This is a genomic window from Mycobacterium venezuelense, assembly GCF_054919535.1.
On the sequence record NZ_JBONDW010000002.1, the window covers coordinates 92,621 to 107,681 of the forward strand.

At 64.5% G+C, this 15,061-nt stretch carries 15 protein-coding genes; 5 read left to right on the top strand and 10 right to left on the bottom strand.

The features are described from left to right. Both ACRCUN_RS03090 and ACRCUN_RS03095 read right to left on the bottom strand, forming a co-directional pair. A complete protein-coding gene (locus tag ACRCUN_RS03090; RefSeq protein WP_462140199.1) occupies nt 1–804 on the bottom strand; it encodes a biotin--[acetyl-CoA-carboxylase] ligase in 804 nt (267 codons plus the stop codon). A gap of 426 nt (nt 805–1,230) precedes the next feature. Then, nucleotides 1,231–2,679, bottom strand: a complete 1,449-nt coding sequence (locus ACRCUN_RS03095) for a sugar transferase (protein ID WP_462140568.1) — start codon at nt 2,677–2,679, stop codon at nt 1,231–1,233. Nucleotides 2,680–3,191: 512 nt separating this feature from the next. Between ACRCUN_RS03095 and ACRCUN_RS03100 the strand changes: the two genes are divergently transcribed. Genes ACRCUN_RS03100 through ACRCUN_RS03110 form a run of 3 tightly spaced genes read left to right on the top strand, consistent with a single transcriptional unit; the run spans nt 3,192 to nt 6,481 of the window. Continuing rightward, on the top strand, nt 3,192–4,550 hold the full coding sequence (locus ACRCUN_RS03100; RefSeq protein ID WP_462140200.1) for a nucleotide sugar dehydrogenase: 1,359 nt from the start codon (nt 3,192–3,194) through the stop codon (nt 4,548–4,550). Beyond that, a complete protein-coding gene (locus tag ACRCUN_RS03105; protein ID WP_462140201.1) occupies nt 4,543–5,532 on the top strand; it encodes an NAD-dependent epimerase/dehydratase family protein in 990 nt (329 codons plus the stop codon). The genes ACRCUN_RS03100 and ACRCUN_RS03105 overlap by 8 nt, the downstream gene beginning before the upstream one ends. A 7-nt stretch (nt 5,533–5,539) precedes the next feature. After that, complete coding sequence (locus ACRCUN_RS03110) at nt 5,540–6,481, top strand: NAD-dependent epimerase/dehydratase family protein (RefSeq protein ID WP_462140202.1); 942 nt, start codon at nt 5,540–5,542, stop codon at nt 6,479–6,481. Between the two features lie 4 nt (nt 6,482–6,485). On the opposite strand, the gene ACRCUN_RS03115 is transcribed toward ACRCUN_RS03110, so the two are convergent. The 6 genes from ACRCUN_RS03115 to ACRCUN_RS03140 form a co-directional block, all read right to left on the bottom strand. Next, nucleotides 6,486–7,715, bottom strand: coding sequence for a glycosyltransferase family 4 protein (locus tag ACRCUN_RS03115; protein WP_462140203.1), 1,230 nt, complete (start codon nt 7,713–7,715; stop codon nt 6,486–6,488). Next, nucleotides 7,712–8,272, bottom strand: coding sequence for an LbetaH domain-containing protein (locus ACRCUN_RS03120; RefSeq protein WP_462140204.1), 561 nt, complete (start codon nt 8,270–8,272; stop codon nt 7,712–7,714). Before ACRCUN_RS03120 ends, ACRCUN_RS03115 begins: the two co-directional genes overlap by 4 nt. Before the next feature lie 60 nt (nt 8,273–8,332). Beyond that, the gene (locus tag ACRCUN_RS03125) at nt 8,333–8,719 is read right to left on the bottom strand and encodes a hypothetical protein (protein ID WP_462140205.1); all 387 of its coding nucleotides are present in this window, start codon (nt 8,717–8,719) and stop codon (nt 8,333–8,335) included. Beyond that, entirely contained in the window at nt 8,716–9,114 is a 399-nt protein-coding gene (locus ACRCUN_RS03130) for a hypothetical protein (RefSeq protein WP_462140206.1), read from the bottom strand. The genes ACRCUN_RS03125 and ACRCUN_RS03130 overlap by 4 nt, the downstream gene beginning before the upstream one ends. Next, nucleotides 9,114–9,686, bottom strand: coding sequence for a YdcF family protein (locus ACRCUN_RS03135; RefSeq protein WP_462140207.1), 573 nt, complete (start codon nt 9,684–9,686; stop codon nt 9,114–9,116). The genes ACRCUN_RS03130 and ACRCUN_RS03135 overlap by 1 nt, the downstream gene beginning before the upstream one ends. Before the next feature lie 69 nt (nt 9,687–9,755). Then, entirely contained in the window at nt 9,756–10,985 is a 1,230-nt protein-coding gene (locus ACRCUN_RS03140) for a lipase family protein (RefSeq protein WP_462140208.1), read from the bottom strand. 437 nt (nt 10,986–11,422) lie between these two features. Here ACRCUN_RS03140 and ACRCUN_RS03145 point away from each other — a divergent pair, with 437 nt between their 5' ends. Together ACRCUN_RS03145 and ACRCUN_RS03150 are read left to right on the top strand one after the other, a co-directional pair. Beyond that, the gene (locus ACRCUN_RS03145) at nt 11,423–12,520 is read left to right on the top strand and encodes a lipopolysaccharide biosynthesis protein (RefSeq protein ID WP_462140209.1); all 1,098 of its coding nucleotides are present in this window, start codon (nt 11,423–11,425) and stop codon (nt 12,518–12,520) included. Next, on the top strand, nt 12,517–13,569 hold the full coding sequence (locus ACRCUN_RS03150) for a polysaccharide pyruvyl transferase family protein (protein ID WP_462140210.1): 1,053 nt from the start codon (nt 12,517–12,519) through the stop codon (nt 13,567–13,569). Before ACRCUN_RS03145 ends, ACRCUN_RS03150 begins: the two co-directional genes overlap by 4 nt. Here the strand turns inward: ACRCUN_RS03150 and ACRCUN_RS03155 are convergent. Next, nucleotides 13,566–14,285, bottom strand: a complete 720-nt coding sequence (locus ACRCUN_RS03155; RefSeq protein ID WP_462140211.1) for an SGNH/GDSL hydrolase family protein — start codon at nt 14,283–14,285, stop codon at nt 13,566–13,568. The two genes, ACRCUN_RS03150 and ACRCUN_RS03155, sit on opposite strands and share 4 nt — an antisense overlap. Before the next feature lie 15 nt (nt 14,286–14,300). Continuing rightward, nucleotides 14,301–15,041, bottom strand: a complete 741-nt coding sequence (locus tag ACRCUN_RS03160; protein ID WP_462140212.1) for a class I SAM-dependent methyltransferase — start codon at nt 15,039–15,041, stop codon at nt 14,301–14,303. Nucleotides 15,042–15,061: the final 20 nt, after the last annotated feature.

A 15,061-nucleotide genomic window follows, 5' to 3' on the forward strand; every position in this document is an offset into this window, starting at 1 on the left:
CTACGACTCCAGCCGACGCAGGTGCGTGATATCGCCGGCCGACACCGTGACCCGATCCGCGCCGGTGTCGATCACCAACCGGCCCAGCTCGTCGACCGCCTCGGCGATGCCGTCCACGGTCCGGTCGCCCGGCAGGCTCGCGCGCACGCTGCTGCCGATCGTGACGCTACGCGCGCGGTAATCGGCGGCCAGGCCGGGATCGCCCGCGCGCCAACTGTCCAACCGCGTCGCGAGGTGGCGGAGAAGAGCGTGAGCCAAGCGGTTGCGGTCCAATCCCGGCTCGGGAGCACCGAGTTGCGCCAGTGACACCGCGCGTGGATCCGGCGCCTCGTCGGCGGTCATCGTCACGTTCAGCCCGAGTCCGACCACGACGACCGGCGCAGGCGACGCCACCTCGGCGAGAATGCCCACGAGCTTGCCCGCCGATTCGGGCGGGCCGACGAGCACGTCGTTGGGCCACTTGAGGCCGGCATCGATACCGGCGACTTCGGCGACGGCATCGACGACGGCGACGCCGGTGGCCAGCGGCAGCCAGCCCCACGCGGCGGCCGGGACGCCGGTCGCGTCGACCCCGAACGAGAACGCCAACTGTGAGCGGACCGGCGCCGACCATTGCCTGCCGTGCCTGCCACGGCCCGCGTTCTGGTATTCGGCGAACAACACCGCGCCCGCGATGTCTTCACCGCCCGCGGCCCGGGCAAGCAGATCGGCGTTCGTGGAGCCGGTTTCTTCGACGACGTCGAGTTGCCGCCAGGGCGCGCCGAGGTGGCTGCGCAGGAGGTCTACATCCAATGGTGTTCGCATGACACCAGCCACAATAGAACCTGCGCATCGACTCACCGCAGCCCGGTCACGGCGCTCGCGTACCGCGAGCCCGCAGTAACGCCCTCGGCGTCGTCGGCACCGAAACACGCAACGGCACAACGCTTTCAAATGTCCAGCGCGCTTGTCCAACCAAACCTGCTGGCGCCCAGGCGATGTGATGCCAGGTGTGCAGCGCGTCGAAATGGGTTCTCACACAACCGCTGCGGCGCCCGATCCCATACGCAACGTTACGAAGAACGAGCGAAGCAGCCACACCGCCCGAGCACTTCTCTCACGTGCGATTTCCGTCCGAATTGGTCGCTCCAGGCAATGGAGTGGTGAAGATTGACCAAAAATGAAGCATGGGTTACACGCACATATCGCAAATTTATGCGAGCACCATTGAAATTTGCTGAAATTGCAGAATTAGTACGCGCCGGACCCCGCGACCATCGCTTTGACGGTCTTCACGACGATCAGAAGGTCGCCGACCATCGACCAGTTCTCGACATAGAACAGATCCAGCCGCACCGAGTCCTCCCACGACAGGTCCGACCGCCCGCTGACCTGCCAGAGCCCCGTGATGCCCGGCAGCACCAGCAAACGCCGTTTGACGTAGTCGTCGTACGTGTTGACCTCGCGTGCGAGCGGGGGCCGTGGGCCGACGACGCTCATGTCCCGCTTGAGCACATTGATGAACTGCGGAAGCTCGTCGATGCTGTACTTGCGAAGAAAGCGGCCGACGGTCGTGACGCGCGGATCCTTGCGGATCTTGAACAGCACGCCGCCATCGCTTTCGTTCAGCTCCGCAAGCGAATCGACCATCTGGTCGGCGCCGTCGACCATGGTGCGGAACTTGATCATCTCGAACGGCTTACCGTCCAGGCCGATCCGTTCCGAGCGGTAGAACACCGGGCCCCTGCTGGTGAACTTGACCGCCGCCGCCACGGCGAGCAGCAAGGGCAGCCCGAGCAGCAGCACCAGGCTCGCGAAGACGACGTCGAAGGCCCGCTTCTGGAACCTCTTGGCCCCGTTGTACTGCGGCTTCTCGACATGGATGAGCGGGAATCCGGCCACCGGCCGCATCGTCAGGCGCGGACCCGCGACGTCGACGACGCCCGGCGCGACCATGAGATCGATGTCGAGGTTCTCCAGTTCCCAGGACAGGTTGCGGATGCCGCGCCCGTCGAGGCGTTCGGTCGCCGTCAGCGCGACCGCATCGCACCCCGTTTCGGCCAACGCGTCCACGACGTCGGTCTCGTCGCCGTGCACGGGCACGAACCCGACCCCTGGCACATCGATCTTGCTGCGGTGATAAAGCCCGGGCACGCACGCACCGACCACCTGGTAACCGGCTTCGGGATCCCGCGCGATCGACTGCACGAGATCCTTGACGGCGGGCCCGTTGCCCACGACGAGCACCTTGGTCATGCAGCTGCCGAGCTTCTTGCGGCGCGCGGCGACGATGCGCCGTGCCGCAAACCGCCCGAGGAGCAGAAACACCACGCCCGCAGGCAGCGCGATCATCAGGTAGCCGCGCGCGATGTCCAGCTTGAACAGCATCGACACGATGGCCACGCCGCCGAACACCGAGATGGTCGCCAGCCACACGCGCCGGTACTCCTCGGCGCCGGCACCGATGATCCGCGGCGACCGGGTCCGATAGATCGACAACAGCAACAGCCAAGCGCCCGCGATGGCGAGCGACACCGTCGTGTAGTCGAAGTCCCGGTAGGTAGCCGCCGTTCCTGGCAAACCTCCGAAGCGCAACCACTGCGCAATACCCACGGCGGCCGACACCCCGAACAAGTCAACGGCTACCAATCGGCGCGCGTAAGTATGGCGCCATAAGCCGGGCCGGAGTCGCGGCTCCATGGCTTTTGCTGCAGCGCCGGATTCCACATTCGCGATACTCAATTTGTCCCCCTCTTAGTCCCCCAGGACCGGACAGGCTCATATCCTTTCAAGATATTGCCGGTTTCGCTCGCCGAGCGGGTAATCATTGGCTTAATTCCTCGGCAGGCGGAGCCCGTCCAGATCGTCCCCCACTTTGTCGCAATAGTGCCATGCACCAGCGACGAACGGATCATCACGAATTTTTTTTCGACGTGGCGCGACTCGCAACTCGCAACAAAAACGTCATTCCAGCAATGACATTCAAACGGGTCGCCGGGTCGCTAACCTGCGAAACACCCCGATTACGGTCGTATAGCGACAAATTCGCGGTCGGCGGCGGGAACCTCGGAGGCGCTGATACGGCGCGTCCGGCGCCGTGCAGCGGTGGAAGAGCGGCTGAATTTCCGACAAGATGTCCGCTAGAACAGCGGCCCCAACGACGTGGATGAGATCTTCACTGCCGCATTCTGGACTCAGGGAGGGGACCCGGGGTGGTTGAGCGCATCAAAACAGGCGACGCGACATTCGACATCGGCATTGTCGGTCTCGGCTATGTCGGGCTGACACTCGGCACCGTCCTGGCCGAGGCGGGTACCAAGGTGGTCGGTGTCGAACGGCGGGCCGAGGTCGTCGACCTGACGAACGACGGAGTGCCACATTTCTCCGAATCCGGTCTCCCGGAGGCACTTTCACGGGTGACAAAATCGGGACGACTGGTGGCCATGCAGCAGTTCGACCACAACACGTCGTGTGACACCTACATCATCACCGTCGGCACACCGCTCTCGACCGACGGTGTCGCACGCCTCGACATGATCGAAGCCGCATCGCGCGAGGTCGCCGAGAACATGCCTGACGGCGCGCTGGTGATCCTGCGGTCGACGGTGAAGGTCGGGACCACCCGTGACGTCGTCTCACCGATCCTGGCCCAATCCGGCAAGCGGTTCGACATCGCGATGTGCCCGGAGCGGACCCTGGAAGGCCGGGCACTGCAGGAACTCCGGGAGCTGCCGCAGATCATCGGTGCGGACGATCCGGCGGTCGCCGACCGCGCGGCCGCGGTGTTCCGCCGGCTCACGAGCTCGATCGTCCAGGTCTCCAGCCCGGAGAGCGCCGAGATCGTCAAGCTCGTCGACAACACGTATCGCGATGTGCACTTCGCCTTCGCCAACGAGGTCGCACGTGTCTGCGACGCCTTCAATGTCAATGCGCACGAGGTGATTTCGTCGGGAAAGCTCGGCTACTCCCGCACCAACGTCCCGCTACCCGGCCTGGTCGGCGGACCGTGCCTGGAGAAGGACCCGCACATCCTGATGCAGAGCGCCAAGGGGCGGGGCATCGATCTGGAGATCACGTCGGCGAGCCGGCTCGTCAACGAGCGACAGCCGTATGAGACCGTCGCCTTCATCAGTAGTGAAGTCGAGCGCCGGAATCTGCCTTCGCCGCTGAAGATCTCGATCCTGGGCATGGCGTTCAAGGGTGTGCCCGCCACCGACGACCTCCGCGGATCGATGTCGGTCAAGGTGCTGGATGCCCTGAAGAAAGGGCATCCGGACGCCGAGATCAGTGTCTACGACCCGGTCATCGAACCGACGGACCTCGCGAGCGCGTTCCCGGACGTCAACACCTGCGGCCGGATCGGGGATGCGGTGAGTGGCGCATCGGTCGTGGTGATCGCCAACAACCATCCTGCGCTGGGAACGATCTCGCCGCGGACGATCGGCGAGTTCATCACACCCAACGGGTTCGTCTTCGACTACTGGAACCACTTCAGTCATCTGCCGTCGGCCGAGCTGGGTGATTCCTATTTCGCGGTGGGAAAGAGTGGATTGGTGCCGGTCGATGCCTAAGCGCGTAGTGGTTACCGGCGGCGGTGGTTTCATCGGCGCCTACCTGGTGAAGCGGCTCGTCCGCGACGGCTGGGACGTCGCCGTGGTCGACACCATGGTGCGTGGTGACGCCAGCCGGTTCGCCGAGGTCGCCGACGACGTCGAGCTGTTCAGCATCGACGTGCGCGATGAGCAAGCACTGTCGACGGCTTTCGCCGGCGCCGACGTGATCATGCATCTCGCGGCGATCAACGGAACCGAGAACTTCTACAAGCGCCCGGAGTTGGTGCTCGACGTCGGCCTGCGCGGCGCGCTGGCGGTGGTCAACGCCGGCCGTACCGCGGGCGTTCCCGACTTGGTCGTGGCATCCAGTGCCGAGGTCTACCAGACACCCGCGACAGTGCCGACACCCGAGAATGTCGCATTGACGTTGCCGGACAGTCTCAATCCCCGCTACTCGTACGGGGGGTCCAAGATCGTCAGTGAGCTGATTGCCTTCAACTACGCGCAAGAGCACTACCGGCAGGTGCAGGTGTTCCGGCCGCACAACGTGTACGGACCCGACATGGGTTTCAAGCATGTGGTGCCGCAGTTCATTCTCCGGGCGCTCCGAAACGGCAGCGAAAACCCCGATGGTGCCGTGCCGTTCGAGATTCAGGGGGATGGCACGGAAACGCGGGCCTTCTGCTACGTCGATGACATCGTCAGCGGCGTACTCACGATGTACGAGAACGGCGGGCACCGCCAGATCTATCACATCGGCAACGACGAAGAAGTCACGATCCGTGATGTGGCCGAGCGAATCGGCAAGCAGCTCGGGCTCGAACTGGACATCCGGGTGGGTGAGGCGGCCGAGGGCGGTACCCCACGCAGATGCCCGGATATCAGCAAGATGCGGTCGCTGGGCTACGAGCCCCAGACCCCGCTCAGCCGTGGCCTCGAGTTGACCACCCAGTGGTACGTCGCGCACCGAAACGACGTTGCCGGCAACGAACTGATGTGAGGGCCTGATGGATACCGATTCACGAATCTATGTCGCCGGTCATCGCGGGATGGTCGGCTCGGCGATCCATCGCCGCCTGCTCGACGAAGGCTACTCGAACGTCATCACCCGCACGCATCACGACCTGCCGCTCGATGACCCGGCTGCGGTGGAACGGTTCTTCGCCGCGGAGCGGCCGGATTTCGTCGTCCTGGCCGCCGCGAAGGTGGGCGGGATCGTGGCGAATTCCACGCAGGGCGGCGATTTCATTCGGGAAAACCTCAAGATCCAGACGAACGTGATCGACGCCGCGTACCGGTACGGTGCCCGCAAGTTGCTGTTCCTCGGATCCAGTTGCATCTATCCCAAGCACGCCGAGCAGCCCATCGTGGAGGAGGCGCTGCTGACCGGGCCGCTGGAGCAGACCAACCTGCCCTACGCCGTAGCGAAGATCGCGGGCAAGACGATGTGCGACGCGTACCGAGCCCAGTATGGTTTCGACGCATTCACGGTGATGCCGTCGAACGTGTATGGCGTCGGCGACAACTTCCACCCCGAGCATTCGCACGTCGTGGCCGGCATGATGGCCCGTTTCCACGCCGCCAAACTCGCCGGTGCGGACAAGGTCGTGGTGTGGGGCACGGGGTCGCCGCTGCGTGAGCTGATCGACGCCGACGACCTCGCCGATGCCTGTGTCTTCCTGCTCCGCTCCGATTTCTCCGGCGACATGATCAATGTCGGTTCGGGCGAAGAAATTTCGATTCGCGATCTGGCGTTGCTCATGAAGTCGATCGTGTCCTTCGACGGCGACGTCGAGTTCGACACGACCCGGCCCGACGGAACCCCGCGCAAGATCATGGACAACACAAAGCTGACCGCGCTCGGGTGGCGCCCGACGCACAGCATCGAAGCCGGTCTCAAGAAGATGTACGCCTGGTTCCTCGAAACCGAGGCGACGCGCAGCCGCTGACGGCCTATCGGCTGCGCGCGACCAGGTCTGAGCACCACCGTTCGTAACGGTCGATGGCCGACGACTCATCGAGAACATCTTTGGCATAGCGCTGGCCGGACTGCCCCATCTGCAGTCCGGCCGCTTTGTCGGCGCCGATCCGATGTGCGGCCGACACCAATGTCTCGGGATCGTCAGCGGGGACGATCACGCCGGCGCCCGACGACCGCACCTCGTAGGCCGTCGCACTACCGTCCGAAGTCGCCGCCACGACGGGCCGTCCGGATACGAAGTAGGACGTGAGCTTGCTCGGCACCGCCATGTCCGCGACATCCGGCTTCTCGTTCACCAACAACACATCGGCGGCCTTGAGCACCTTGGTGAACTCGTCTGCGGGCACCGGCCTGATGAACTGCAGGCTCTTCGCGCCGACGGCGGCTTCTTCGAGCTTCTTGCGCTGATTGCCGTCACCGAGTAACACGAACCGGAGCGGAGCATCCGATCGATCGACGAGTTTGGCTGCCGCGACGACGTTCTCGAGTCCCTGCTTGGCGCCCATGTTGCCGGCGTGGACCACCACGACCTCGTCGGGATTCCAGCCGTACTTCGCCCGCACATCCCGGGTTGAGTCGGAATCTTCGGTGGGGATGTCGATGTGAGTCCAGTTCCGCACGACGGTGATCCGGTGGCGGTCCACGCCCAGTTCGCTGAGGACATCGGCGAATCGATCGTGGATCACCGAGACACCGGTGGCGTGGCTCAGCATGCCGACCTCGAGTTTGGTGGTCGCGGCTGCGCCCCGACCGCCCATCGCGCTGGTCTCGACGACACCCTTGCCGTACAGGTCCTGTACGACGACACCCACCGGGATGCGTTGTGCCCGGGCTCGGCCCACGACGGCGCACGAGGCCAGCAACGGCGGGCTGACCGTGAGGACCACGTCTGGACGGTTCCATCCGCTCCGCGCCGCGGCCAGCGCAAAGCTGGCCTCCATGCGCACCCGCCCCTTCGTGCTGGGCGTCTCGGGCATGACGTGGCGCACTCTGCGGATCGTCACGCCGTTGATCACCTCGACCGAGGAACGTGGTGCGTTCGCGTACGCGTCGGCGATTCGCCATTCCGGGTAGTGCGGAAGCCCGGTGACCACCGTGATGTCGTGGCCGCGGGCGGCGAGGCCCTCGGCGAGCCCCGTGGTGTACGGAGCGATACCGGTGACCTCGGGCGCGTAGTTGATCCCGATGATGGTTATTCTCAAGGCCGTTCACCGTTCCGCGCGCGAGGCGCCAGTATCGTCGCCCCTGGTGGGACATCGCTCGTGACGAGGGCGGTCGCCCCGATCGTCGCATCGTCGGCGACGGTGACGCCCCGCAGCACCGTTGCGCGGGCCGCGATCCACACGCCATCGCCGATCGTTATGGGGGCGTTGTCGAATTCGAAGCTCGGGCTGCGCCGGTCATGGCTGCCGGTGCAGAGTAATGCGTCCTGAGAGATGCACGTGTTCGACCCGATCGTCACGGTCTCGAGATTGAGGATCCATGCTCCCTCCCCGACCCAGGTATCGGAACCGATCTCAAGTTTCCACGGCCAGTGGATCTTGACGTCATGCCGAATACGGGTGCCTCGACCGATTTTCGCGCCGAACATGCGAAGGATGGCCGATCGCACTCGGATCGGGCACCACCATGCCATCAGGAAGCTGCGCGAAACCAGCAGCCACAGGACCTGGATGGCGACCGGCCGGCCGATGTCGTAACCGGCACCGGTGAATTCACCAAGGGCGAATCGGGTGCTGCGCTCTCTGAGCTCAGTCATCGCCGGATGCCCCGTGTGCGGTCAGATTCCATGTTTCGATTCCTCCCCCGTAATCCTGGTTCATCCGTATACGGCTCTGATGAACACGTGCAGCACCGCCTGAACCATCAGGTTGCCCGCGAGCGCGAACGTGGCGCCGAACACTGTTATCGCAGTCAGTGACCGGGTTGTCCGGCGGATCAATGTCCGTACCTCGGCGTGGTCCTGCAGGGTCGGCAACGGGACGAGAGCCGCCAGCGGCGTTGCCAACGTGACCAGAAGTCCGTAGCCGATCAGTACGGCCAACCCGCCCGTGGGCCGAGGCACGGCGGCGGTGAATCCACCGATCAATGCACAGACCAAACTCGTGCTGGCCACCACGAAGAACAGCGATTGCCCGCGTGCAAACCACACCAGCGCGATGCCCGCACCGATCGCACCGCCCAGAGCGGCGAACGCGACATTCATCGTTCCCGCCCCCCTACCGGCTCGCGACGCCGTACGCCGAGCGCAACGCCAAGCGAGGCACCGGCCCACAGCCCGCCGATCACCGCGGCCGGTGCGGCGACGATCACTGCCCCCATTGTCCAGGGAGCTTCGCCGATGCCGATTGCGATGTAGCCGCTGATGCTCGCCAGCGCGCCGGCCAGCCCGGCCAGAAACGCGCGGACGACGCCGCCCACGGATGATGCCAGCGCATAACCCAGCACTCCGAAACCTGCCAGAATGCAGCCAACGGTTGCGGTGACCAGCGCCACCGGTGTCGACCACAGTTCGTGTACCTGAAATCTTAGCGCTGCACCCAGCCCGCCACCGACGATGAGAGCGGTGACATCGTTTGAGCCACGCCGTAATCCGGCCATCACTGCTCCCCGGCACATTCGGGCTGAAGCGCATTCTTGACCGTGCTGATGTTCTGGTAGAGGTACGTGAACTGCCACTCCGCAATGGAGAAGTCATAGTCCCTTGGCACGGCGCGCATGACGAGCGCGCCTGGATCCGGCGAAAAGCACTGCTCGAAAATTCGGCGTGCGCGCGGAAGGTGGTAGCGCCAGCTGACCACTATCACCGACTTCCAACCGCGCTCCTGTGCGAGCTGGTGGGTCAAGATCGCTTCGCCGCGCGTCGTCAAGAGTTCCGGCTTCAGGCAGAGGATCTCGACATTGGTGACCGTCTCCTGGCAGACCCGCCGCATGATCCGGTCGGAAGCGGGATAGGGGTCCGAGAGCACCAGCACGGGGGCAGCGCCGTCGCGGACAAGGCTCAATCCATAGTCCTCTCGACCGTCGTGTTCACCGCCGAGCACGATCACGGCATCGGCCTTTCGCAGCTGGTCCTCGCGTGCATTGCTGTACAGGAACGCTCCACTGACGCCGGATACGACCAGAATCGCCGCCAAGAGTGCGCCGCCGACGAGAAACACTTTGCGTCGCATCAGAGATCCGAAATCGTTGACATGTAATTCAACCGCCATATCCCCCACCGCTGCAGCGCGGCCGAATTCTCAGCAATCACGCGAGACCGCCTTCCCCGCGAAACGGTCTTCGAGCCATTGCGCCTGGTCTGCGGTATCCACATCGAGATGTCCCTTGCCGCTTTCCAAGCGCGAATTCACGATACCGCCCGATGCGCATGCGCGCTGGACTGCTTGCGTGGTCCATTCGTGGTCCAGATAGGCGTCGTTGTCGCCGTATACCACCGAAAGTGGCCCACTCAGTGGCCGTTGTGGCAATGCCCAGCGCTGCAACAGTTCGCGTAGCTGGGCGGCAGCTGCCGGGGTTTGTGGGGCCAGGTCGTCCGGGTTCAATCCGTCCAGCGCGTCGGAACGTTCCGCCGAGAACGAACACTCCGACAACGACATCCAGGATGCGGTGGCCGTGCCACGCCGGAAATCGTCGAGGTTCAAATCGGGATGGAGTCGGTTCAACGACACCAGAAGCCACTGGAGCACGCCGGCCTGTTCGAGGCTCAGTCCGCCGTCCGTGGCTTTGGCAACCACTCCGGTGACGTCAGCGGCAGGCGAAATAGCAACGCTGCCAACGAAGTCGAGTTCCGGCGCATACTCGGCGGCCTGTTCGTTGGCGGCCCATGCCGCGCCGCCGCCCAGCGAGCCGCCGTAGGCCGCCCAGCGCTTCGAGACACCCGGGAATGTGGCGCGCAGGGCGCGCACGGCATCGATCATGTTCAGCCCCGCGGTCCGCGCATCGGTGAACGGGTGAACACCTTGCGCACCGAGCCCCTGGTAATCGGGAAACGCAACGGCATAGCCACGATCGAGCAACTCGACAACCGGTGCCCATTGCCCCAGCAGATCGTTGTACGAGGACGGGGCGCACGACGCGTCGACGCCGGTGGCTCCGTGGCCATAAGCCACCACGGGCCAGCCCGCCGCGGGCGGTTGACCGCCCGGCACGAACACGGTGCCGGATACCACCGTCTCCGTTCGCGTGTCACCGTCGCTGGAACGGTAGGAGATCCGCGCGGTCTGCGCACCGGTGTCGTCGATCGCGCTGATGAGATTCGGCATGGATTCCGCGCTGAGAAGACTCCCCGGCCCCCTGCCGCTCAGATCCGCCGAGAGGATCGTGTTTCCCTCCGCCATCGCCGCACGGCCGGCCGGACGAAAGCAACTGGCGTACAACGTCGTCACGACCACCAGCAACACCACGATCACAATGCCGGCACGCACCGCGCGACGCCGGCGGCTTCTCGCCGGATTCGCCGCAACACGCACGGACCCAGTGTAGGGGCACATGTTTCAGTCATCTCGCCCACGCAGAGACGCTTCGGATTACGGCTGTTTCGGCCACGCCGCTCAGATTCGCTGTAGGCCAGCGGAATAGGCGGTTTCACAGGACAAGCAACTCGTGGACGCCACGAATACGTTGCTGAAAATGCAGCGTCGGGCAACGGCTGCAGCCGGTCGAGAAGCATGGTGCAATATCACAGGGGGCATGGGGGAACCTTTCTCCGGTTTCATCGGCGAAACACGGCTGCCGATGTCGGAATTCACCGTGAGGAGACACTTCGATCGGCCTTAAGCAACAGTATTCGTGGATCCTGGCGGGCCGGCTGACCGGAGCCGCGGTTCAGGCTGCCAGCCTGACTCTCGTCGCCCGGTGGAGCGGGCCAGCCGAGTTCGGATTCTTCGCGGCCGCATACGGAATCGCGTTGGTAACGCAGACCGTTGCCGATCTCGGACTGACGAAGTACATCGTCCAGTTGCGGGTGTCCGACCGGTCGGACGGCGGCATCGGTGCAGCACTGCGCCTCGGGCGCAACATCAGCATCATCAGCACCGCGGTCGGAACCGTTGCGCTCGTCGCCGTTGGCACTCAGATCCCGGCCGTGATGGCCTTGTGCCTGATGCCACTCTGGATGTCATCGGAGAAACAGGTCGAAGCCTGGCTCGGGGTGTCCCTCGCCGACGGCAAACTGTGGCACAACGCAACATCATTGGTGTTCCGGCGGTTGGGCGCGTTGATCGTGTTGCTGATCGCGCACGCGGCCGGGCTCGACCCGGTTCCCAGTTATCTCGTCGGCCTGACGTTGTTCTCGCTACTGGCGTGGTGGCACGTCCGCATCGTGACCGACGATGTTCGCACCGATCGGACCGTGCGAGCAAAGAGCCTGCTGGTCGGCGGCCGCCACTACTGGTTCAATTCGCTTGCCGTGCAGGCCATGAACTTCGACGTCACAGTCGTGGCGGCCATGGCGAGTGCCCAGTCGGCCGGTTACTACGCCGCAGCAAGCCGGCTGACCACCCCGCTGCGGATCGTGCCGACCTCGTTTGCCACATTGCTTTTCCCTGCCGCCGCGAAAGCACAGCTGAGCGGCGCGCGGCCCTTGCTCAAGGCCGTGGGCGGGCTGATCGCGATCACCACAGTCATGTACATCGGCCTGGCCGTCGCATTACCCATACTGGTTCCGCTCGTGTTGGGGCCGAGCTTTGACCCCGCGGCTCCCGTGATCCAGGTCGTCTGCGTCGGACTGATCTTCGCGGCGATCACCTCACAGTTCAATTCGCTCATGCAGGGCTGGGGATACCTGCGCGCGGTGACGATCATCTCGACAGCTTCGACGCTGCTGAGTTTGATCGCCATCGCCATCGCCGCCGCGCACTGGGGCGCGCTGGGTGCGGGCTTCGCGCTCGCCGGCGGATACGTCGTTCAACTGGCCATCCAGGCCGTGACCATCGGGTCGATTTTGCGTAAACAGGGGAGACAATGGGCAGAACAGCCTTCATCAGCGTCGCTGCAGCCGAAATGAATCTGGGTGACGTGTTCATCCGACGCGCGATCACCCGGCATATCGCAGCCAACGGTCACCATGCCGTCGCGTACACAGGGTCGATGGGTGAAAGCTACGTCGGGGCGTTCGATCTACCCGATACCTGGGTGGTCACCGGTTCTCCACGCCGATTCCTGCCCCTGCTGCTGCGTGCCTGCGTACGGCGCGAGGCATTGGTCATCATGGCCCCGGCGCCGGCGCGCCTGGATCGCACGGGTTTCTATCTGGCCAAGCAAGTCGGTGTCGCCTGTCTGCTCGCGCTGACGCGCCTGTCCGGTAACCGGGTGGTCGTGATGGGCCGTGCGCTGCGGGGCTCCGGCCGTCTGGCGGTGATGGCCGAACGGATGACGGCCCGCATCAGCTCTCTCTATCTCGCTCGGGATCCGCAGACTGCCGAACTGATGGGCGCCAACGCGCAATTCAAGCCGGACTTGGGTTTTGCCGACATCGCGGCTCAACCTCGGCCGGACGTGACGGCGAATACTCCCCGCACGCTGGTCGCGCTGTCCCTTCGGTACGACCGTCCACCGGTCACCGAACTCGTCGTCGATTTCGTCGAACGCGTACGCGCCCAGGGCTTCGAGGTGGTCATGGTCACCCAGGTGCGGCAAGATCGCGCAATCAACCAGAAACTGGCGGACGCATGCGATATCGGCCACGTCGATTGGCCGGACAACCGCAGCCACCTCGACCAGGAGTCAGCCGTCGTCGACGTCTACTCACGATGCGTCGCCGTTGTCAGCAACCGGTTGCACGCCCTGGTGATCGGAGGGCGCTACGGTGCCGTGCCGATCATCGCCGACGAGGTGGACGAGAGCAAGCTGCACGCCACCCTCGACGACTTGCTCAAACCGCAATCGGTCTGGCTGCACAGTCCCGGCGACGAGCAACCGATCGACGTTTCCGAAGCCGAGGTTGACCGCATGCGCTCCCAGTTCGCCGCTGCCGCGGATTCACTTGAGCCGGCACTGCAAGAACTTGACGTCCTGCTGGGATCGCCTACCGGCGCGAGTGTGCCCGCGCGCTAGCGACAACTCGGTTGCAGGCCCGCGAGTTTGAGTTCTTCGATGAGACGGCGCGCGTATTCCTCATAGCCCGACGGGTTGAGGTGATAGCCGTCGTCGACGAAGAACTTGGGGTCGTGAACCCATTGAGCTTTGGCGGCGTCGATGTAGCGCACACCGGTCACGCGGGCAGCTTCTTCCAGCGCCGCAGACACCCGCGCGACCTCGTTCGGGTCCGTGCGCGGAGTCACCACCGGACCGACCGCGATTATCTGGCCACCGCCGATCCCGGCCTTGATGTCATTGAAGGTCGCGACCGCTGCACTCGTGATCTTCTCGGATGCCGCAGCCAGGTCGTTCAGGCCGCCCTGCACCAGCACGATCTCGGGCCGGCCTGCGGTGACATTCTGGACGCGACGCGGAAAGTCGGCAGAACCGGGCGTCTGCCGGGACGCGGACACGTAGCCGGTGCCGCCTTGTGCCGACACTTTGACCAAGGTCCAACACATATCGTCGCTGACGCGGGTCACCCAGCCGTTGTCCCAGCTGCCCGCGCCTGCGCCCTCGGTATACGAGTCGCCGAGAACGGCAAACGTCCGGTCGAGCGAAATCGCCGCGGCCGGCGGCGGTTTGATCTGGTCTCGGCTGGACAGCCACAACAGTCCGCACAGCAGCGCGAGCACCGCCAGCCCCAGCCCTGAGACGACCAGCCAATTGATGCGTTTAGTCTGCCCCGCCATGCCGGCGCATCCTTTCTAACTCATGTCACGCTTGCGCACATAGACCAACAGCAGTGGCTGCAGGGCTTCGGGAAGATGCTTGTTGAACCACTTCGTCACTCGATACACGAACGGGTGCCCGAAGTGATAGGCCGGCTCCGACGACCTGCGCGCGACAAACACTTCGGCATTCGGACCGAAGGCGCGGCGCAGTGCACTCGGCGTGTTCAGCCCATAACAGGTCGGGAACACGTCCTGCGCTTTCCGGCCCGGCTGAATCGAATTCAGCGCGCGCACATGCAATCGGTTGGGCACCGCGCGGGCAGCCAACGCGATATAGCCGAACTTGTTCGGTGTGATCGCCGCGATCAGTCCACCCGGTTTCAGGACGCGCAGCAGTTCCCGGCCCAGCCACTGCGGGTCGGCGACGTGCTCGAACACGTACCGGGCGACGATGACGTCGAAGCTGTCGTTGTCATATGGCAATGGAGCGTCGGTGCGGATCACCTCGGCATGATCGAGAAACGGGTTCTGCAATACGGATTCATCGATGTCGCAACCCTCGACGTGCGCACATCTGCCCTGCAGATTGCTGATCGAGCGGCGGTAGTCCACGGGATCGTCCAACAGGGGCTCACCGCGTCCGGCGCCGAAGTCCAGCACTCGGTCGGTCGGCCGCAGCACGGCGGCAACCTGATTGAACATCGCCACCGGGCCGTCGATGTGGCTGAAGCCGCCGATGTTCGCTTCCGGAAAGAATTTCCGTTTCAGTTCCATACCGTCCATCAATGGTCGGG